At 68.5% G+C, this 19,840-nt stretch carries 17 protein-coding genes; 9 read left to right on the forward strand and 8 right to left on the reverse strand.

Annotated elements, in window-relative coordinates:
- Positions 1 to 87 precede the first annotated feature (87 nt).
- The gene (locus NN2_RS14620) at positions 88 to 1,068 is read right to left on the reverse strand and encodes an SDR family oxidoreductase (protein ID WP_063013974.1); all 981 of its coding nucleotides are present in this window, start codon (positions 1,066 to 1,068) and stop codon (positions 88 to 90) included.
- Positions 1,069 to 1,299: 231 nt separating this feature from the next.
- Here NN2_RS14620 and NN2_RS14625 point away from each other — a divergent pair, with 231 nt between their 5' ends.
- The 6 genes from NN2_RS14625 to NN2_RS14650 all read left to right on the forward strand — a co-directional run bounded on the left by NN2_RS14625 (position 1,300) and on the right by NN2_RS14650 (position 8,692).
- Complete coding sequence (locus NN2_RS14625; RefSeq protein WP_063013976.1) at positions 1,300 to 4,218, forward strand: FAD-binding and (Fe-S)-binding domain-containing protein; 2,919 nt, start codon at positions 1,300 to 1,302, stop codon at positions 4,216 to 4,218.
- On the forward strand, positions 4,215 to 5,321 hold the full coding sequence (locus NN2_RS14630) for an enolase C-terminal domain-like protein (RefSeq protein ID WP_063013978.1): 1,107 nt from the start codon (positions 4,215 to 4,217) through the stop codon (positions 5,319 to 5,321). The genes NN2_RS14625 and NN2_RS14630 overlap by 4 nt, the downstream gene beginning before the upstream one ends.
- A 54-nt stretch (positions 5,322 to 5,375) precedes the next feature.
- Positions 5,376 to 6,329: a TIGR03557 family F420-dependent LLM class oxidoreductase gene (locus NN2_RS14635; RefSeq protein WP_063013981.1), complete on the forward strand. Its 954-nt coding sequence runs from the start codon at positions 5,376 to 5,378 to the stop codon at positions 6,327 to 6,329.
- Positions 6,330 to 6,392: 63 nt separating this feature from the next.
- On the forward strand, positions 6,393 to 6,587 hold the full coding sequence (locus NN2_RS14640; RefSeq protein WP_281208725.1) for an Orn/Lys/Arg family decarboxylase: 195 nt from the start codon (positions 6,393 to 6,395) through the stop codon (positions 6,585 to 6,587).
- Between the two features lie 90 nt (positions 6,588 to 6,677).
- Positions 6,678 to 8,309 carry an ABC-F family ATP-binding cassette domain-containing protein gene (locus tag NN2_RS14645; RefSeq protein WP_063013986.1) on the forward strand — a complete coding sequence of 544 codons (1,632 nt, stop codon included), beginning with the start codon at positions 6,678 to 6,680 and terminating at the stop codon, positions 8,307 to 8,309.
- Between the two features lie 140 nt (positions 8,310 to 8,449).
- The gene (locus tag NN2_RS14650) at positions 8,450 to 8,692 is read left to right on the forward strand and encodes a helix-turn-helix domain-containing protein (RefSeq protein ID WP_051042699.1); all 243 of its coding nucleotides are present in this window, start codon (positions 8,450 to 8,452) and stop codon (positions 8,690 to 8,692) included.
- A gap of 70 nt (positions 8,693 to 8,762) precedes the next feature.
- Here NN2_RS14650 and NN2_RS14655 read toward each other — a convergent pair whose 3' ends face one another.
- Positions 8,763 to 9,263: a cupin domain-containing protein gene (locus tag NN2_RS14655; protein WP_030514543.1), complete on the reverse strand. Its 501-nt coding sequence runs from the start codon at positions 9,261 to 9,263 to the stop codon at positions 8,763 to 8,765.
- Positions 9,264 to 9,333: 70 nt separating this feature from the next.
- Between NN2_RS14655 and NN2_RS14660 the strand changes: the two genes are divergently transcribed.
- Positions 9,334 to 9,837 (forward strand): MarR family winged helix-turn-helix transcriptional regulator, encoded by a 504-nt coding sequence (locus NN2_RS14660; RefSeq protein ID WP_174553958.1) that lies wholly within the window; start codon positions 9,334 to 9,336, stop codon positions 9,835 to 9,837.
- 7 nt (positions 9,838 to 9,844) lie between these two features.
- Here NN2_RS14660 and NN2_RS14665 read toward each other — a convergent pair whose 3' ends face one another.
- The 6 genes from NN2_RS14665 to acnA all read right to left on the reverse strand — a co-directional run bounded on the left by NN2_RS14665 (position 9,845) and on the right by acnA (position 17,694).
- A complete protein-coding gene (locus NN2_RS14665) occupies positions 9,845 to 10,804 on the reverse strand; it encodes an MvdC/MvdD family ATP grasp protein (RefSeq protein ID WP_063013990.1) in 960 nt (319 codons plus the stop codon).
- 11 nt (positions 10,805 to 10,815) lie between these two features.
- Positions 10,816 to 11,289 (reverse strand): hypothetical protein, encoded by a 474-nt coding sequence (locus NN2_RS14670; protein WP_227462785.1) that lies wholly within the window; start codon positions 11,287 to 11,289, stop codon positions 10,816 to 10,818.
- Between the two features lie 175 nt (positions 11,290 to 11,464).
- Positions 11,465 to 11,869: an acyl-CoA thioesterase gene (locus NN2_RS14675; RefSeq protein ID WP_227462786.1), complete on the reverse strand. Its 405-nt coding sequence runs from the start codon at positions 11,867 to 11,869 to the stop codon at positions 11,465 to 11,467.
- 86 nt (positions 11,870 to 11,955) lie between these two features.
- Complete coding sequence (locus tag NN2_RS14680; protein ID WP_245658704.1) at positions 11,956 to 14,106, reverse strand: prolyl oligopeptidase family serine peptidase; 2,151 nt, start codon at positions 14,104 to 14,106, stop codon at positions 11,956 to 11,958.
- A 53-nt stretch (positions 14,107 to 14,159) separates the two neighbouring features.
- Positions 14,160 to 14,726, reverse strand: coding sequence for a TetR/AcrR family transcriptional regulator (locus NN2_RS14685; protein ID WP_030514537.1), 567 nt, complete (start codon positions 14,724 to 14,726; stop codon positions 14,160 to 14,162).
- A 172-nt stretch (positions 14,727 to 14,898) separates the two neighbouring features.
- On the reverse strand, positions 14,899 to 17,694 hold the full coding sequence (gene acnA / locus NN2_RS14690) for an aconitate hydratase AcnA (RefSeq protein WP_063013992.1): 2,796 nt from the start codon (positions 17,692 to 17,694) through the stop codon (positions 14,899 to 14,901).
- Positions 17,695 to 17,969: 275 nt separating this feature from the next.
- Between acnA and NN2_RS14695 the strand changes: the two genes are divergently transcribed.
- Together NN2_RS14695 and NN2_RS14700 are read left to right on the forward strand one after the other, a co-directional pair.
- Entirely contained in the window at positions 17,970 to 18,593 is a 624-nt protein-coding gene (locus NN2_RS14695) for an Rv1476 family membrane protein (RefSeq protein WP_245658705.1), read from the forward strand.
- Between the two features lie 483 nt (positions 18,594 to 19,076).
- Positions 19,077 to 19,840 (forward strand): coiled-coil domain-containing protein (locus NN2_RS14700; RefSeq protein ID WP_369689958.1); only part of this gene is annotated, 764 nt, incomplete at its 3' end.

A 19,840-nucleotide genomic window follows, 5' to 3' on the forward strand; every position in this document is an offset into this window, starting at 1 on the left:
CCCACGGGAATTGCCCTGCGTGCCCTGGTCGCCGGGCGGGTACCCGCGGTATTCGAACTCAACCGCGGCCGACCGGCCCGATCGCGGTCAGTGCCGGGTCATCCGGGCGACGGAACCGGCCACCGATTCGACACAGCGCGACATCCACGCCTGCGGGCTGTGCCGGTGGGCCCGGCCGTCGAAGTCACCGTGTGCGCCGAAGTCGTGGCCGTGTTCGTCGTCGAGCGGGCGCCACAGATTGTCCGGCCGGTCGGTCTCGTCGGCGTCGGTCTGCTGCGAGTCGTAGCCGGTGCGCGCCAGATAACGGTCCAGCACCGCCGGCGCGAGCCGCTGCGCGACGACTGTGCCGACCGTGCTCGCGCCCACCCAATATTGTTTGCGTTCCGGATGCTCGGCCGCGAAGGCGATGGTGTCGGCCACCACCTCGGGCTGGTAGATCGGCGGCACCGGCTGCGGCTTCTTCGGCAAACGCGAACGCACCCAGGAGAATTGGGGTGTGTTGACCGCCGGCGCCTGCACGATCGTCACGTGTACGCCGCTGTGCTCGTGCATCAGCTCCACCCGCACCGCCTCGAGAAATCCGTTGACCGCGTGCTTGGCGCCGCAATAGGCCGATTGCAGCGGGATCGCCCGCTCGCCGAGAGCCGACCCGACCTGCACGATGGTGCCGCGATTACGCGGGCGCATCCGGGCCAGCGCCACCATCACCCCGTGCACCGAGCCGAGATAGGTGACCTCGGTGACGCGGCGATACTCCTTCGGCTCGATCTCGGTGAAGGGGGCGAAGACCGAGGTGAACGCCGAATTCACCCACACGTCGATCGGACCCCACTGCTCTTCTACGCGGTCGGCGGCCGCCTCGACGGCGTCGTAGTCGGCGACGTCGGTAGGGATCGGCAATGCCGTACCACCGGCTCGTTCCACGTCCTTCGCCGCGGCGTCCAGTCCGGCGCGCCCGCGGGCCAGCAGCGCCACGCGGGCACCGTCGGCGGCGAAGCGCCGCGCGGCGGCGCGCCCGATTCCGGCACTGGCTCCGGTGACGACTACGACGGGTGACTGCGCGCTCACTCGGTCTCCTCTCCTCGCGCGGTTGTCCGGCGCCCCGCCGAAGGCTGCTGCAGGGGCGTCGCATCTGCGGCGTACCCGCGCCGTGCGCTGTTATTCGGGCCGGGATCGCCTGCCATCGTGTCCGATTCGGCGGGTGTGACCTGCGGTCGACCGGGTACCCGCGCGATGTCCGGCCGCCCGCGGCGAGGTGCGGCCGCACCACATCCGGCCGACCATGACAGGGGTGCACGAATGACGATTTCGGATCGCGCGGCCCGCCCGCACCGCGGCTCGAATCGAGACCGATGGCCGCTGCAGGCACTCGAAACCGCCCTGAAGGAGGCGGTCGACGGGGAGGTCCGTTTCGATTCGGGTAGTCGCGCCACCTATTCCACCGACGCCTCGAACTATCGCGCTCTGCCACTGGGCGTGGTTGTTCCGCACACACCGGAGGCCGCCGCGATCGCGGTCGGAATCTGTCGCGACCACGACGTCCCCTTGCTCTCCCGTGGCGGTGGCACGAGCCTCGCCGGGCAGAGCTGCAATACCGCGGTCGTGATCGACTGGACCAAATACTGCCATCGGCTGCTCGGCGTCGACCCTGAAACGCGCACCGCCGTGGTGGAACCGGGGATCGCGCTCGATCCGCTCAATCAGCAGTTGAAGTCGTCCGGGCTGATGGTCGGCCCCAAGCCGTCGACTCACGTCAGTTGCACGATCGGCGGAATGATCGGCAACAACTCGTGCGGTGCCACGGCACAGGCCTACGGAAAAATGGTCGACTCCGTGCGCCGGCTCGAGATCCTCACCTACGACGGATTGCGGGCCTGGGTGGGTGCCGAGGACCCGATCCCGGGCGCGAATCCGGAGGCCGACGAGCTGGTCCGCCGGCTGCGGGAGATCCGGGACCGCTACGCCGACGACATCCGCGCCGCGTATCCGGACATTCCCCGCAGGGTCTCCGGATACAACCTGGACGCGCTGCTGCCGGAGCGAGGATTCGATATCGCGAAGTTCCTCGTCGGCAGCGAAAGCACACTGGTGACCGTGCTGCGCGCGGAGATCGAGCTGGTCCGGGTGCCGGCCGCCAAGGCGATGGTCGTGCTCGGCTTCCCCGACGTCTATCACGCCGCCGACGCGGTCTCCCGCATCCTGCCGCACGACCCCGCCGCCCTCGAGGGCCTCGACCATCGCCTGGTCCAACTGGAGCACAGCCAACATCTGGCGGCGAAGGCCATCTCCCAGTTGCCCGACGGGAAGGCTTGGCTGATGGTGCAATTCGACGGCGACGACCAGAAGCAGGCCGACGCGCGGGCGAAGAAGATGATCGCCGATCTCGAACGCGCCACCGGCGCGAGCTCCACCATCCTGGACGATCCCGACCGCGAGGCCGAGGTGTGGGCCGCCCGCGAGGCCGGACTCGGCGCCACCGCCTATCCGCCCGACGGCCCGGAAACGCACGAGGGATGGGAGGACGCCGCGGTCCCGCCCGAGCGGCTCGGCGACTATCTGCGCGACTTCGACGCGCTGCTCGAGGAATTCGACTACGAATCCAGTTCGCTCTACGGGCATTTCGGTCACGGCTGTGTGCACACCCGCATCCCGTTCGACCTGCGCACCGCCGACGGGATCGCGCACTACCGGCGCTTCGTCGAACGGGCCGCACGCCTGGTGAGCAGCTACGGCGGGTCGCTGTCCGGCGAGCACGGCGACGGCCAGTCGCGCGCCGAACTGTTGCCGATCATGTTCGGCGACAAGGTGGTTCGCGCCTTCGGTGAGGTGAAGGCGCTGTTCGATCCGCGCAACCGGATGAACCCCGGCAAGATCGTCCAGCCGCATCGACTGGATTCGGATCTGCGCCAGGGTAGCGACTACCGGCCGTGGGAACCGGTGACGCACTTCGCCTTTCCCGACGACGATCACCGCTTCAGCGAGGCGGCCGGACGCTGCGTGGGTGTCGGCAAATGCCGCGGCGAGAGCAGCGGGGTCATGTGCCCCAGCTACCGCGCGACGCGGGAGGAGGAGCATTCCACTCGCGGGCGGGCCCGGCTGCTGTTCGAAATGCTGCAGGGCGAGGCGATCACCGACGGCTGGCGATCCACCGAGGTCCGCGACGCGCTCGATCTGTGCCTGGCGTGCAAGGGGTGTCGCAGCGATTGCCCGGTCGATGTCGATATGGCCACCTACAAGGCCGAATTCCTGTCCCACCACTACGAACACCGGGTCCGGCCGATGGCCCACTATTCGATGGGCTGGATTCCGCTGTGGGCCCGGCTCGGCACCTCGATGGCTCCGCTCGCCAACGCCGTGACCCACACCCCGGGTCTGCGGCGCCTGGTCTCGGCCGCGGGCGGCATCGCGCAGGAACGGGAAATGCCCCGCTTCGCGCGCAGCCGGTTCACTCGCACCTTCCGCAACCACACGAGCTCCACCACCGGCGAGCGCGGCACGGTGCTGCTGTGGCCCGATACCTTCACCAACAATTTCGAACCCGGAATCGCCGAAGCCGCGGTGACGGTGCTCGAGGCCGCGGGCTTCTCCGTGATCGTGCCCGAGCGCACCGTCTGCTGCGGTCTGACCTGGATTTCCACCGGCCAGCTGCCCACCGCCAAACGCGTGCTGCGTCGCACGTTGCGGGTGCTGGCGCCGCAGTTGCGCGACAGCACGCCGATCGTCGTCCTCGAACCCAGCTGCGCGGCCGTGTTCCGGGCCGATCTGCCCGAACTGCTCTACGGCGACCAGGACGCCGATCGGCTGTCGAAACAGACCTACACGCTCGCCGAACTGCTGGCCGAGCGGGCGCCGGACTGGAATCCGCCCCACGTCGACACCGCGGCCATGGTGCAGCCGCACTGCCACCACCACGCGATCATGCACTACGACACCGATCGCGAACTGCTGTCCTCGACCGGCGCCGACGTGCAGGTCCTTGATGCCGGATGTTGCGGTCTGGCAGGCAATTTCGGCTTCGAACGCGGCCACTACGACGTCTCGGTGGCCTGCGCCGAGGACAAGCTGATGCCGGCGGTGCGCGAGCGTGATCCGGGCACCGTGGTGCTCGCCGACGGATTCAGCTGCCGGACCCAGATCCGGCAGCTGCAACCGGACGCCGATCCGCGCCACGCGGTCGAACTGCTGGCGGCGGCGCTGGCGGCGAAGGGCCAGGGATGAGTGCGGCGACCATCGACGAGTCGGTCCGGGTCGGGGTCTACCGGTTTCCGACGCCGGAGCCGGAAGCCGACGGCACCCTCGAATGGGAGGCGACCACCGCGGTGACCGTCGAGATCGACGCGGGCGGGCAGACCGGGCTGGGGTGGACCTACAGCGGCGGCGCCACCGCGGCGATCGTGCGCGAGGTGCTGGCCCCGGTCCTGGCCGGGCGTTCGTCGCTCGATATCGGCGACTGCCGGATCCGGATGCAGCGCGCCTGCCGGAATCTGGGCACCGCCGCCGTCGTCGCACATGCGCTCAGCGCCGTCGACATCGCCTTGTGGGACCTGAAGGCGCGCCTGCTCGGGGTGCCGCTGAGCCGGCTGTTCGGTGCGGTGCGCCCGGCGACACCGGTCTACGGCTCGGGCGGATTCACCACCCTGACCAATGACGAGCTGGGCGAGCAGATCGACGGCTGGCTGTCGGCGGGGTGCCGGTGCGTCAAGATCAAGATCGGGGAGGATCGTGGCGAGCGGACCGAGCGGGACCTCGAGCGGGTGTCTTTCGCGAACGGGCTGCTCGGCGACCGCGCCCGCCTGATGGTCGACGCGAACGGCGCCTACTCCGCCGCTCTGGCCCGCCGGGTCGGCGCCGACCTCGACCGGCACGGCGTGATCTGGTTCGAAGAGCCCGTCACCAGCGACGATCCGCCCGGGCTGGCGTTGCTGCGGGCGGCGCTGCGCTGCGATGTGACCGCCGGCGAATACGTCTACCGCCACTACGACGCGGCCGCGCTGATCGGCTCGGTGGACTGCCTGCAACTCGATGTGACCCGCTGCGGCGGCTACAGCGGCTTCCTGGAATGCGCCGCCCTCGCCGCCGCGCACGGCCTGGACATCTCCGCCCACTGCGCGCCTTCGCTGCACGCACCGATCGTGTCGTCGTTCGCCCATCTGCGGCACGTGGAATGGTTCATCGACCACGCCCGGCTGGAGCCACTGCTGGTCGACGGCGTGCCCGAGGTCCGCGACGGTGTACTCGCGACCGGCCGGGCCGCCGGGCACGGTATGCGGCTCGCGGACTCGGCCGGAAAATTTTCGGTCGGCGGCGCCGGCCGGCGGTGACGGGGTGCGCCCGGGTGGCCGAATACCGGTGCGGCTGCTGGGTAACCGCCGGATATGGCAGCCATCGGATATTTTCTCGCCAGCGAACAGTTCGGACCGAAAGAACTCGTCGAACAGGCCCAGCGCGCGGAACAGGCGGGTTTCGAGCGGCTGTGGATCTCCGATCACTTTCATCCGTGGAACGACGCCCAGGGCCACAGCCCGTTCGTCTGGGGCACGATCGGCGCGCTGTCGCAGGCCACATCGCTCCCGATCACCACGGCCGTGACCTGTCCGACGGTGCGCATCCATCCCGCGATCATCGCCCAGGCAGCGGCCACCGCGGCCGTGCAGCTCGACGGCCGCTTCGTGCTCGGCGTCGGCAGCGGCGAAGCGCTCAACGAACACATCTTCGGCGATCCGTGGCCGCCACCGGGGGAGCGGCTGCGGATGCTGGCCGAAGCCGTGGACCTGATCCGCCGCCTGCACCGCGGTGACGTGGTGACCTATCGCGGCGAGCACTACACGGTGCAGGAGGCGCGGATCTACACGTTGCCCGAACAGCCCGTGCCGATCTATGTATCCGGATTCGGCCCGCAGGCAACGGAATTGGCGGCGCGCATCGGCGACGGCTACTGCACGAGCATGCCCGACGCCGAGCTGGTCGACCTGTTCCGCGACAGCGGGGGTGGCGCCAAACCGGTGCAGATGGGCACCAAGGTGAGCTGGGCGGCCGACGAGGAGTCCGGCGTCGACGCCGCCCACCGGCTGTGGTCCAACGAACTGCTGCCCGGTCAGCTGGGCCAGACCCTGCCACGCCCCGCCGATTTCGAGGACGCGATGTCGTTGCTCGACCGCGAGGCGTCGCGGCAGCACTTCGCCGCCGGGCCGGACCCGCAACGCCACATCGACCAGTTGCGCACCTGTGTGGACGCGGGCGCGGACGAGGTCTACGTCGGCCAGATCGGGCCGGATCTGGAGGGCTTCTTCACCGCATACGAGAAGGAAGTACTGCCGGCCCTGCGCTGAGCGGTACGCGATCACCATCGGTACCGAGGAGAGGCGAATCGGATGGATCACTCACGGGCCCCCGTGCTGGACGCACTGGCCCAATACCACCAACTCGGCGAGGTCACGCCGTATCCACCGGGTATCCCGGTGATCGTGCCCGGGGAACTGGTCGACGCCGCGGTCGTGGACTACCTGCGATCCGGAGTCGAGAACGGGATGAATGTGCCCGATCCGGCCGATCCGAGCTTGCGCACGCTGCGGGTGGTGGCCGAGTGACCGTCGACGGCCGGTAAAATGGGTGGTTCTGGTGTGTCCGAGGGATGCACAATCGAACCGTTTGCCCCCTTACCGTGCTAGGAGACTGTTGTGATCACCGCGACCGACCTGGAGGTCCGGGCCGGAATCCGCACCCTGCTCACCGCGCCGGGGTCGGCGCTGCGGGTGCAGGCCGGTGATCGGATCGGTCTCGTCGGCCGCAACGGCGCGGGCAAGACCACCACCCTGCGCATTCTGGCCGGTGAGGGAGAACCCTACGCCGGCAAGGTGATTCGCTCGGGTGAAATCGGCTATCTGCCGCAGGATCCGCGTGAGGGAAATCTCGATGTGCTGGCGCGCGACCGCGTGCTCTCGGCGCGGGGACTCGACAAGCTGATCCGCGATATGGAGAAGCAGCAGGCACTGATGGCCGAGGTCGTCGACGACGCCGAACGCGAGAAGGCGGTGCGAAAGTACGGCCGGCTCGAGGAACGATTCTCGGCACTGGGCGGCTACGTCGCCGAGAGCGAGGCCGCCCGGATCTGCCACAGCCTCGGTCTGCCGGATCGGGTGCTGGGCCAGGCCCTGCGCACGCTGTCGGGCGGTCAGCGCCGTCGCATCGAGCTGGCGCGCATCCTGTTCTCCGCCTCCGACGGCTCCGGCGGTAAATCCGATACGACGCTGCTGCTCGACGAGCCCACCAACCACCTCGACGCCGACTCCATCACCTGGCTGCGGGGCTTCCTGCAGAACCACGACGGTGGCCTGATCGTCATCTCCCACGACGTCGACCTGCTCGCCGACGTGGTGAACAAGGTGTGGTTTCTCGACGCCGTGCGTGGTGAGGCCGACATCTACAACATGGGCTGGAAGAAGTATCTCGACGCCCGCGCCACCGACGAACAGCGCCGCGTCCGCGAGCGCGCCAACGCGGAGAAGAAGGCCTCCGCGCTCAAGCAGCAGGCGGCCAAACTCGGTGCCAAAGCGACGAAAGCCGCTGCGGCACACCAGATGGTCAAGCGCGCCGAGCGCATGCTGTCCGAACTCGACGACGTGCGCGTGGCCGACAAGGTGGCCCGCATCAAGTTCCCCGAACCCGCTCCCTGCGGCAAGACGCCGCTGATGGCCACCAACCTCACCAAGCTCTACGGGTCGCTGGAGATCTTCACCGGCGTGAACCTGGCCATCGACAAGGGCAGCCGGGTCGTGATCCTCGGCCTCAACGGCGCGGGCAAAACGACCATGCTGCGTCTGCTCGCCGGGGTCGAGCCGCTGACCGCCGGGCAGATCGATCCGGGACGCGGCCTGCGCATCGGCTATTTCGCGCAGGAGCACGACACCCTCGACGACAACGCGACCGTCTGGGAGAACATCCGCCACGCCGCACCGGATGCGGGGGAGCAGGACCTGCGCGGGCTGCTGGGCGCGTTCATGTTCACCGGTCCGCAGCTGGAACAGCCCGCCGGCACCCTGTCCGGCGGTGAGAAGACCCGGCTCGCGCTGGCCGGCCTGGTGTCCTCGGCGGCCAACGTGCTGCTGCTCGACGAGCCCACCAACAACCTCGATCCGGTCTCGCGCGAACAGGTCCTCGACGCGCTGCGCAGCTACGCGGGCGCCGTCGTTCTGGTCACCCACGACCCGGGTGCGGCCGAGGCCCTGAACCCGGAACGGGTGATCATGCTGCCCGACGGCACCGAGGACCACTGGTCGCAGGACTACCTGGAGCTGATTCAGCTGGCCTGAGCGTGGCGAATGCTTCCTGCGACGCGCCGAGACACGCCGAAAGATCCTCGCAATCGGTGAGTTTCATCACAGTGAGGCGTTGATCACTGCGGATCGAGTGTCTAGCCTGGAGTGAGGCTGCACGGCGACCGGAGGAAGCCATGAGTGACAGGCCCGCACAGGGGAAGTCGATGTTGGGTAAGGGCACGCGCGTCACGGGCAAGTCGCGCGACCGGCTGCAGACCCAGCTCAAGAAGCAATACGAGGCGGGCGCCAGCATTCGTTCGCTGGCGCGGGAGACCGGCCGCTCGTACGGATTCATACACAACGTGCTCGTGGAGTCGCATGTGCAACTCCGCAGCCGTGGTGGTGCCAACCGGCGCAAAGCGGTCAGCAAGGCCTGACCCGCCCACTCGCCCGAAGCGGCCGATCGGCTTCCGCGGTCGTCGGCGTCTTCTGCCGCTCCGCCGGAGTTCACGCGCGGTGGGCGTTGCGTTCGGCCCACCACTGCGGCGCGTCGACGAAGTGGTTGTCGTATTCGTCCTGGGTGGCGGCGAGTTCGGCGAGGGTGGCCTCGCCGGAGGCCACCCGCTCGAGCAGCCGGAAGTAGCCGAAGCGCTGCACGGCCGGGGTCAGCGCGATGAGGATCCGCGCCGGTGAACCCGGGGCGGCGCCGAAGGCGTGCGGCATGAACCGCGGCACCGTGATCGCGCCACCCGCGGCGACCGTCGTGATCTGCTCGCCCGCGAGCACCTGCAATTCGCCCTCGGCGACGTAGAACAGCTCGTCGGACAGCGTGTGGTAGTGCGGAGTCGCCCCGTCGGCGCCGGGGGCCATCGTGACCTCGAGCGTGCTGACGCTGCCGCCGGTGCGGTCGGAATCCAGCAGCAGCCGCATGGTCACAGCGTCGGTCGCGCGCACCTCGGCCTCGGCGGGCTGGACGACGGCGGCGGGAATGCGGGGTGCGGTGGTCATCGGATCTCCCAAGTAGTTCGCTATCGGATAGTTCGCTACCGAACTATATCCTGTCGAATAGTATGTGTCCATGGCTGGACGACAGACCGATGCGGTGGATGCGATCGTGGCGCAGTGGGAGCGGGAACGCCCCGACCTGGATCTCGCGGCGATGGCGGTGCTCGGCCGCCTCGGCCGCCTGTACGTCCTCGCCGAGCGCGCGATCGACGCGGTGTTCACCGCGCACGGGCTGCAACGCGGTGAGTTTGATGTGCTTGCGGCACTTCGCCGTTCGGGTGCACCGTTCGAACTCACCCCGTCGGTCCTGGCCGACACCCTGATGTTGTCGCGCGCCGGTATGACGGGCCGCCTGGACCGCCTGGAATCGGCCGGACTGGTGCGTCGTATCGCCGATCCCGCCGACCGCCGCGCGGTCCGGGTCGCGCTGACCGAGGCCGGCCGCGCCCGCGTCGACGAGGTCGTGACGGCGCACACCGAAAACGAGACCCGCCTGCTGTCCGGGTTGTCGGTGCGCGACCGCGCCGAACTGGACCGGATCGCGCGGCTGCTGCTAGCCGAGCTGGACCGGCCATGACACCGGCTCAGCCGGAGACCATCGCCTCACCGTGGACGAGGAACTGGGCGAGACTGGCGAAGATCGGCAGCCCCGTCTTGATCTCCAGATACGCGAACTGCCCCTGCGGATTCACCTCGAGGAAGTAGTACTCGCCGTCGAGTCCGAGTCTGATGTCGAGCACGCCGAAGACCAGTCCGAGCGCACCCATCAGCGTGGTCAGCGACTTGCTCACCGAGGCCGGCAGCCGCTCGGGCGTGAAGGCCACCGAGGTGTCCAGGCGCGAATCCACCCATCCCACACCGGATTGCGAGTCGATCCGCACTGCCCATTCGACGCCGTCGATCCACACCACCCGCAGATCGCATTCGGCTTCGACATAGTCCTGGAAGGTGGTCGGCGCCGAGCGGATGGTGTCGAACCGGCCGAGATCCTCGCTGCTCACGATGCGGGTTTCGGAGAATTCGGAGCGGCCGGTGCCGGTCCGCTTGTAGATCACCGACCCGCCGCGGGAATCGACGAAACTGCGGGCCTCGTCGGGATCGTTGGTGATCAGCGTTTCCGGGATCGCGAAACCGCTGCGCCGGGCGGTGTCGAGTTGCACGATCTTGCGGGTGGCGGTGCGGTCGGCGCCGGGATCGTTGACCCAGACCGCCGGTATCGACCAGAGCAGGCCCTGCAGGAATCCGTCGCATTCGGCCTGGCGGAAATCGTCGTCGCCGTCCAGGAAACCACCGGGCACCTGGCACGGACGGGGGCGACGCCACCAGACGGCAGTCACGTCGTCGAGACCGGCGATATGCGACATCGAGCGAGCGGCGCCGGCCCGGTCGAGCCGGAAACTGCCGCATTCGCGCGGAAAATCGCGCATATCCAGGCGAATCGGTATGAGCCGGTACATATTCCGCAGCATCGAGGCCATCGCGTCGGCGTGTAGATCGCCGGTCTCCGCGACGATCAGCACGGCACCCGGCGAGCGGGCACTCATCGAACGGCCCCTCAGTCCAGGCTGTCGCAGGCGGTGCCGTCGTCGCTGCCACCGCCGCTGCGAGTCTGGCTGTAGCTCACCGTCGCACCGGCGGCGCCCGGGGCGGGCGTGACGTCGAGCCGCCGGGCCCACTGGTCGGTCAGCCGGGCCAGCAGATCGTCACCGACGGCGGGGCTGGGACGAGGCGGTAGCGTCAGCGGGCGTTCGGTGAGCTGAATGCGGCGCTGCTGCGTGAAATCGGCTGTGGCGCCGGGCCGTATCCACACGAGCACGGGGCGTTCCGCGGCGCCGGTGCCGGCGTCCGGGGATCCGTCGCGCAGCTGGAGGACGTCGTCGCGGTGGAGAGTCCAGATTCCCTCGGCGACGCGGACGCTGATGGTGTCGCGAGATTCGGCGACCAGGCGACCGGACAGCGGTGGCGCCGGGTGACGGGGTAGCGGGCGCGGCCGGGTACGTTCGGGTACCTGGCGGCGGGCATCGTTCATGGGCTGGACTCCGATCTGCTCGCAATTTGCCCCGGAAGTCGAGCGTGATCTGGATCATAGCCCGCCGCGGTGCCGGGCCGGTTCGCAACGAAAGATTTCCGGTGCAAACTCGGTGCCCCGGCCCGGGCGCGGAAAACACTATCGCCGAAAGCTATTCGGTTGAGCTGTCAACGGGTCACAGGCCGAGCACATCGGGGGATTCGGCAAGCTCGAGGAAGCGTTTACCCGGGTTCGACACGAGTTTGCGCGCGTCCAGATCCATCAGCCCGAGCACGACGGAGAATTCCGCGGAGACGGTCCCGTCCAACTTGCGGATCTGCTGATCCATCCAGAACGCCTTGCCCTCTCCCCAGCGGCATTCGCAGGTCACGGTGATCTCGTCGCCCAGATGCAGCTCCCGCCGATACTTGACGGTGGATTCCAGAACCACCGGACCGAGTCCGGACAGCCGCATCTTGTCCGGGACCAGACCGGCCGCGCGCAGCACCTCCCAGCGGGCGTGCTCGGCGTACTGGTGGTACACGGCCTGGTTGAGATGGCCGTTGACGTCGAGTTCGTAACCGCGGACGGTGACGGGCACAGAGAAGGTCATATCCGAGGCGAACGGGTGCCGTGTTCCCGGTATTTCCGGATCGAGCGTGGGATCGGTCACCGTCCGGGCGGCGGCTACATGAGTCGCCGCATCAGATACGTGTACTCGAGCGCGCTGGTGTGGGCCTGCTCCTCGCGATCGGCGCCCGCACCGTGGCCGCCCTCGCCCGCCTCGTAGAACAGATACGGATCGCCGAATTCGGCCAGCCGCGCGGCGAATTTGCGGGCGTGCTGCGGGCCCACCCGGTCATCCTTGGTCGTGGTCCAGACGAACGGTTCCGGATAGTGCGTGCCGCGTCGCAATTGCCCGTACGGCGAGATGGATTCGAGAAACGCCCGCTGAGTGGGATCGTCGACGCTGCCGTACTCGTCGACCCAGGAGGCGCCCGCGGCGATCTTCTCGTAGCGCATCATGTCCAGCAGCGGCACCTGGATGTCGACGGCGTTCCACATCTCCGGATGCTGGACGAATTCGACACCCATGAGCAGGCCGCCGTTCGAGCCGCCCTGGATGCCGAGCCGCCGCGCGCTGGTCACGCCGCGGGCTACCAGATCCTTGCCGACGGCCGCGAAATCGTCGAACGCCCGCTGCCGGCCGGTCGTGCGCGCGGTCTCGTGCCAGGCAGGCCCGAACTCACCGCCGCCGCGGATGTTCGCCAGGACGAAGACGCCGCCGTGATCGAGCCAGAGCCGGCCGAGCAGTCCCTGATAGGACGGAGTCTGCGACACGCCGAAACCACCGTAGGCGTACATCAGGGTGGGGTTCGAGCCGTCGAACGCCATAGCGGCGGCGTGGACCACGAAATACGGCACGGCGGTGCCGTCGGCCGAGGTGGCTTTGCGCTGCTCGACCACGTAACGCGACGAATCGAACTGCGGCGGTGTGCTTTTCACCTGCCGGGCCGTGCCGGCGGCGGTGTCCACACTCCACAGTGTGGTCGGCACGAGGAACGAGGTCACCGAGAGATAGGCGCGATCGCCCGTCGGATCGGCGGTGACGGTGTCGACGGTCGCGTTGTCGGGCAACGGCACCGGAGTCGGCGACCAGCTCCCGTCCGGACGCGGGGTGTAGACCGTGGCGCGACCGCGCACGTCGTTCAGCGAGGTGACCACCGCGTGGTCGCGCGTGGTCTGCACACCACTCAGACTCTCCGACGGACCGGGGACATAGACCGGTGTCACCTGCGGCCGGGCCGGATCGGCGATCAGCCGGTCGGCATCCACCGACACCAGCGCACCCGACGGATAGGTCGTCGCGCCGACCGCCCAGTCCTGCTGGAGCGACACCAGGATGTGATTGCCGACGAAACCCGCGAGGTCCGACTTCGCCGGGAGCGCGGTCGGCGCGGGGCCGGTCGCGGTGAGCAGTTCGACGTCGTGTTCGAAGAAGGTGCGCCCGCGTACGACGAGATCGAGCCGGCGGCCGGCGCCGTTGTCCAGCACTACCGGCGTGGTCGACAGCTGATCGGTCCGCTCGCCCCGCGCGAGTTCGGTCGCGGCGTCCAGGGGTTGGCCGCGGCGCCACTGCCGGACGACATACGGGTATCCGGAGGCCGTCGTCTCGCCAGGCTGCCATTCCCGCGCGATGAGCACCGTATTCTCGTCGCTGAACGTGAGGTCCACCTTGCCTCGCGGCACCACGAATCCGCCCGGCACGAACTGCCGTGTGCCCCGGTCGAATTCGCGGACCGACACGGCGTCCTCGCCGCCGTCGGACAAACTGATCAGGCACCGGCGATGGGTGACCGGATCGCAGTCGGCGCCTCGCCAGACCCAGTTCTTCCCTTCGGCTCGTGACAGCTCGTCGAGGTCGAGCAGGGTGGTCCAGGCCGGTTGCGGCGCTTCGTAATCGGCGGTTGTCGTCTCGCGCCAGATGCCGCGTTTGTGGTCACCGTCCTGCCAGAAGTTCTCGACGGTGCCGTCCTCGAAGCGCGGCATCGGGATCCGGTCGGACGTCTTCGCCAGCGCCGTCGCCTGCGCGAGATTGTCGGCGTAGCGCGGATCGTGTTCGAGCACGTCGAGGGTCCGGCGGTTCCCTTCGCCGACCCACGCCTGCACGCGCGGACTGTCGAGTTCTTCGAGCCAGAGATACGGGTCCTGCGGTGAGGCGCCACCGCCGCACGCGGCGGCCAGCACGGCGATCGACAGCAGGGTCGCCGCACGCCGCAAGGAGGTACGCGGCGCACCGCCGGCCGATCCGTGTCGTCGTCCCCGCCCCATGATCATCAGCACATGGTACGGCGAATCCGGCCGGGGCACGGACGGTTGTCGCGGCCGGCTCACTCCCGGCGGCGAACCGACGCCTCCACGAGATCGAGTACGGCCGTGAGGTTTTCGTTGACATGACCGGAGGCGATGCGGGCGATGAGGCCGTCGAGGACGAGATCGAGATAGCCGAGCAGCACGTCGGTGGGGACGTCGTCGCGCAGCGCGCCGGCCGCCTTGCGGCGTTCGAGGCGGGCCAGGGTGGCCGCGGTCAGCTCGGCCGAACGCTGGGTCCAGCCGGCGGCGAACTCGGGATCGGTGCGCAGTCGCCGGGCGATCTCGAGGCGGGTGCCCAGCCAGTTGTACTGCGCGGGATTGTCGAGCATCTCCCGCATGACCTGCACGATGCCCTCGTTGGCCGCGACCTCGGCCATCCGTTCGGCATCCTCCTGGGCCAGTGCCAGGAACAGGGCGTCCTTGTCCCGGAAATGATGGAAGATCGCGCCGCGGGACAGCCCGATCGCCTCTTCCAGGCGGCGGACGGTCGCACCCTCGTACCCGAATTCGGCGAAACACCGCCGCGCCCCGTCCAGAATCTGGCTGCGCCGGGCGGCGAGGTGATCGTCACTGACCTTGGGCATGGGCTCCTCCAGCGGGGAATGCACGGACCCCCGCGCCGGGACGATCCGGCGCGGGGGTTCTCACAGTACGAGCATGAACGCGTAGATCCTGCAGCGGCGCAACGCTGTTCGTGCCGGCCCGGCGAGCCGAACGGACGCCGGGCGCGGCACGACGCAGCGCGGATGCGGGATATCAGCCGCGAATCATGTTGCGCAGCACGAACTGCAGGATGCCGCCGTTACGGTAGTAGTCGGCTTCACCGGGGGTGTCGATGCGCACGACCGCGTCGAAGGTGACCTTCTCGCCGTTCTCCTTGGTCGCGGTGACCTTCAGGGTCTTCGGCGTGGTGCCCTCGTTGAGCTTGGTGATGCCCTCGATGTCGAACACCTCGGTGCCGTCCAGGCCCAGCGACGCGGCCGACTCACCCGCCGGGAACTGCAGCGGGATCACGCCCATGCCGATCAGGTTGGAGCGGTGGATGCGCTCGAACGACTCGGTGATGACGGCCTTGACGCCCAGCAGACGGGTGCCCTTGGCCGCCCAGTCGCGCGAGGAACCCGAGCCGTACTCCTTACCGCCCAGCACGACCAGCGGAATGCCGGCCTTCTGGTAGTTCTGCGAGGCGTCGTAGATGAACGCCTGCGGGCCGCCCTCCTGGGTGAAGTCGCGGGTGTAACCACCCGAGACGTCATCGAGCAGCTGGTTGCGCAGCCGGATGTTGGCGAAGGTGCCACGGATCATGACCTCGTGGTTACCGCGCCGCGAGCCCAGGGAGTTGTAGTCCTTGCGCTGGACGCCGTGCGAGTCGAGGTACTGCGCGGCCGGGGTGCCCGGCTTGATCGGACCGGCCGGGGAGATGTGGTCGGTGGTGACCGAATCACCCAGCAGGGCCAGCACGCGGGCGCCCTTGATGTCCTCGACCGGAGCCGGCTCGAGTTCCATCCCGTCGAAGTACGGCGCCTTGCGGACGTAGGTGGAGTTCTCGTCCCAGGCGAAGGTGTCACCGGACGGAGTGTCGAGGTTGCGCCAGCGCTCGTCGCCCTTGAAGACGTCGGCGTAGGACTTGCGGAACATGTCCTGGCTGATCGCCGACTTGATGGTGTCGTCGATCTCCTGGGCCGAGGGCCAGATGTCGCGCAGGAACACGTCCTTGCCGTCGGTGTCCTGACCCAGCGCGTCCTTCTCGAAGTCGAAGTCCATCGTGCCCGCGAGCGCGTAGGCGATGACCAGCGGCGGCGAGGCCAGGTAGTTCATCTTCACGTCGGGGGAGATGCGGCCTTCGAAGTTGCGGTTGCCGGACAGCACCGCGGTCACCGACAGGTCGTTGTCGTTGACGGCCTTGGAGATCTCCTCCGGCAGCGGGCCGGTGTTGCCGATGCAGGTGGTGCAGCCGTAGCCACCCAGGTAGAAGCCCAGCTTCTCCAGGTAGGGCCACAGGCCGGCCTTCTCGTAGTAGTCGGAGACGACCTGCGAACCCGGGGCCATGTTGGTCTTGACCCACGGCTTGCTGGACAGGCCCTTCTCCACCGCGTTGCGGGCCAGCAGCGCCGCGCCGATCATGACCGACGGGTTGGAGGTGTTGGTGCAGGAGGTGATACCCGCGACCACGACCGCGCCGTGATCGAGGATGAACTCGCCGCGATCCTCGGAAACCACCTTAACCGGCTTGGACGGACGCCCCTCGGCACCGTTGGCCGCCGAGTGGGCCGGGGTGTAGCTCTCCGTGCCCGCGCCGGCCGACACCGAGACCGGATCCGAGGCGGGGAAGGTCTCCTCGACGCCCTCGTCGAGCGCGGTGTAGTCACCGGTGACGTAGTCGGTGATGTCGGAGCGGAACGCGGCCTTCGACTCGCTGAGCAGGATGCGGTCCTGCGGGCGCTTCGGACCGGCGATCGAGGGCACCACGGTGCTCAGGTCGAGCTCGAGGTACTCCGAGTAGGCGGGCTCGTGCGCGGCGTCGTGCCACATGCCCTGTTCCTTGGCGTAGGCCTCGACCAGGGCCAGCTGCTCGTCGGAGCGGCCGGTCAAACGCAGGTAGTTGATGGTCTCCTCGTCGATCGGGAAGATCGCCGCGGTGGAGCCGAATTCGGGGCTCATGTTGCCCAGGGTGGCGCGGTTGGCCAGCGGCACCTCGGCCACACCGGCGCCGTAGAACTCGACGAACTTGCCGACCACACCGTGCTTGCGCAGCATGTCGGTGACGGTGAGCACGACGTCGGTGGCGGTCACGCCCGGCTGGATCTCACCGGTGAGCTTGAAGCCGACGACCCGCGGAATGAGCATCGAGACCGGCTGGCCCAGCATCGCGGCCTCGGCCTCGATACCGCCGACGCCCCAGCCCAGCACGCCCAGGCCGTTGACCATCGTGGTGTGCGAGTCGGTGCCGACGCAGGTGTCCGGGTAGGCCTGGCCGTTGCGGGTCATGACGGTCGGGGCCAGGTATTCGATGTTGACCTGGTGCACGATGCCGGTGCCCGGGGGGACGACCTTGAAGTCGTCGAACGCGCCCTGGCCCCAGCGCAGGAACTGGTAGCGCTCGCCGTTGCGCTGGTACTCGAGGTCGACGTTGCGCTCGAGGGCGTCGGCGCGGCCGAAGACGTCGAGGATGACCGAGTGGTCGATGACCATGTCGGCGGGGGAGAGCGGGTTGACCTTGTTCGGGTCGCCACCGAGCGCGGTGACGGCCTCACGCATGGTGGCCAGGTCGACCACACACGGCACGCCGGTGAAGTCCTGCATGATCACGCGGGCGGGGGTGAACTGGATCTCGATACTCGGCTCCGCCGACGGATCCCAGTTGGCGATGGCGCGGATGTGGTCGGCGGTGATGTTGGCGCCGTCCTCGGTGCGGAGCAGGTTCTCCGCCAGGACCTTCAGGGCGTAGGGCAGCTTCTCGGTGCCGGGCACGGCCGAGAGACGGAAGATCTCGTAGGAGTTGCTTCCGACCTCGAGGGTGCCCTTGGCGCCGAATGTATCGATACTTGTCATACGTTCAGCTCCACTCGTCGGTGTTCCGATCGGGGCGCGTGCGGGCCCCGTGGGTGGCCACCGGCGGGGCTGCGCCGGCGGCTGTCGCCGAGGACGCGTTTCGGGCTGCGCGCCTCGTACTTCCGAACTCTAACAGTACGCTTGTCCTATGAAGCATGCGGGGCACGTACGGCGCGGCGTGCCGCCATCCATGATCCCCCCGTCGCGTACTGTGCTCGAAGGCCCCGTCGGAGTCGTCGCCTCCGGTGTGCCGGCCAGGTGTGTGTGTTGATCTCGTGAATGTGTTGGACGTCCGTCGCTGGAGTCGGCGGCTCGACAAGACCGGATGGAAGATGACCGTCTCGTATGCCTCGGTTTTCACCCCTATGGCCGCGGAGCTACCGCCGGATACCGACGTCGACGCCATCGTGCTGGATCTGGCCGACAACCACGTAGCCGCGCCGCCCGCCAAGGATCAGGACAAGCTCGCCGAGATCGCGGATCAGGCCCGTGCACACGGCATCGAGTTGAACATCGTGGTCGTGAAGGGAAATCCGGGCCGCGATTCGGATCTGCGCGACCTGGCGACCACCCTCGGCAAGAGTGAGCACGGCACTGTCGTGGTGTTCAGCGACGACTGGATCGGCACCTACAGCGATTCCATCAACCGCGCGCGGCTGGAGTGGGCCGAGGACAAGGCCAAATATCAGGGCGGGCACACCGCGACCGCCGCGCAGATCTTCGTCGACCGGCTGGAGACGCCGGAGAAGGTGTCGTGGACGGCGATCACGGGCGTTCTGCTGGCGGGCACCGTGCTGATCATCGGTGGCCTGTACTACCTGAAGTCCCGCCGCGCGGCGCGCGAGCGGGTCGCGGTGGCGGCCGACGCCGCGCCGAATCCGCGGGTGTCGTCCCGGTAGGCGTTCCGGCGGCCATCGGCGTGTCGCGAGCCGATGCCGGATGATCGCCGGAAACTAGCCACCACCTCGGCGTCATGCCCGATTCGAGGGATACGTCTCGATTCGCGGGACGAAACTGAACGACCGGTTTGATTCGTCCCCGGAACCCCTATTCACGGTTAGCAAATTTTCAGCAAACCGGAAATTACTCCCCTGTGATTCGTCGTCCGATGTTTCCTCTGTGAAAGAAGTGTCGTACGGTTTCGAGGTGACACTCTTGGGGAAGAAGTGTCACATGGGCCTCCAGCGTCCCTCGAGGGCAGATGGACCGTTGGTGCTCGTGCGGCGACGCCTCGATCGGTCGCCCAGCGCAGTCCTGGCGAATCTGGTGCTCGCCGGGAGCCGCAGCGGGATCAGGGAGGTGTTATGCGAATATCGGCGAGGCGGTCCGGGGGTGCCGCAAAGGTCGCTGTGGGGTTGCTCTTATGTGGGATCGCTCTGACGGTGACCGCTCCGCTGGTGGCCGCGGTGCCCCCGCCACCTCCGAATCCGAGTGACGGCGATATCGCCGCGGCGGGCGCGCAGGTCGATGCGGGAGTGAATCAGGTCAGCGGTCTGATCAATCAGGTCGCCACCGCCGACCAGCAGCTCGCCCAGCTCGACACCGAGGTCGCCGGCAAGCGGGAAGCCGTGAACAAGGCGCTGGTCGATCTCCAGAACGCCCGCGACGCCGCCGACGCGGCCGCGGCCACGGTGGCCGCCACCCAGCGCGACCTGCAGTCCGCCGGAGCTCAGCTCGATCAGGCCCAGGGCAAGTTCGACGAATTCGCCGTCGACGCCTACACCCACCCGGGTTCGACGTCGATGGTGAACTATCTCGCCGGCTCCGATCCGGCCTCCGCGCTCGACCGCGCCGATCTGCTCGGCATGGCGTCGAAGAATCAGCAGGCCGCCATCGACGGCCTGCGCCGCGCACAGGTCGAACAGGCCAACAAGGATTCCGCGGCCCGTCAGGCCAAGAAGGCCGCCGACACGGCCGCGGCAGCGGCCGATCAGAAGCGCGAGCAGGCCCAAGCCGCGGTCGCCGCCGCCAAGGCCGCTCTCGACGAGCAGGCGCAGAAGCGCGATGCCCTGATGGCCCAGCGCGATTCGGCCCAGCAGCAGCTCGACCAGGCCCGGGCCACCGTGACCGGACTGCAGGGCCAGCGCGACGCCTACCTGGCCTGGGATCGTCAGCGCCGGGCCGAGGTCGCCGCCGCCCAGGCCGC

This window comes from Nocardia nova NBRC 15556, assembly GCF_001613005.1.
Lineage (GTDB): Bacteria > Actinomycetota > Actinomycetes > Mycobacteriales > Mycobacteriaceae > Nocardia > Nocardia nova.

What these genes read in the sequence shown, in the direction of transcription:
- NN2_RS14625 (WP_063013976.1), top strand. Translation starts at nt 1,300, where the DNA reads ATGACGATTTCGGATCGCGCGGCCCGCCCGCACCGCGGCTCGAATCGA.
- NN2_RS14630 (WP_063013978.1), top strand. Translation starts at nt 4,215, where the DNA reads ATGAGTGCGGCGACCATCGACGAGTCGGTCCGGGTCGGGGTCTACCGG.
- NN2_RS14635 (WP_063013981.1), top strand. Translation starts at nt 5,376, where the DNA reads ATGGCAGCCATCGGATATTTTCTCGCCAGCGAACAGTTCGGACCGAAA.
- NN2_RS14650 (WP_051042699.1), top strand. Translation starts at nt 8,450, where the DNA reads ATGAGTGACAGGCCCGCACAGGGGAAGTCGATGTTGGGTAAGGGCACG.
- NN2_RS14655 (WP_030514543.1), bottom strand. Translation starts at nt 9,263, where the DNA reads ATGACCACCGCACCCCGCATTCCCGCCGCCGTCGTCCAGCCCGCCGAG.
- NN2_RS14660 (WP_174553958.1), top strand. Translation starts at nt 9,334, where the DNA reads ATGGCTGGACGACAGACCGATGCGGTGGATGCGATCGTGGCGCAGTGG.
- NN2_RS14665 (WP_063013990.1), bottom strand. Translation starts at nt 10,804, where the DNA reads ATGAGTGCCCGCTCGCCGGGTGCCGTGCTGATCGTCGCGGAGACCGGC.
- NN2_RS14670 (WP_227462785.1), bottom strand. Translation starts at nt 11,289, where the DNA reads ATGAACGATGCCCGCCGCCAGGTACCCGAACGTACCCGGCCGCGCCCG.
- NN2_RS14680 (WP_245658704.1), bottom strand. Translation starts at nt 14,106, where the DNA reads ATGATCATGGGGCGGGGACGACGACACGGATCGGCCGGCGGTGCGCCG.
- NN2_RS14685 (WP_030514537.1), bottom strand. Translation starts at nt 14,726, where the DNA reads ATGCCCAAGGTCAGTGACGATCACCTCGCCGCCCGGCGCAGCCAGATT.
- acnA (WP_063013992.1), bottom strand. Translation starts at nt 17,694, where the DNA reads ATGACAAGTATCGATACATTCGGCGCCAAGGGCACCCTCGAGGTCGGA.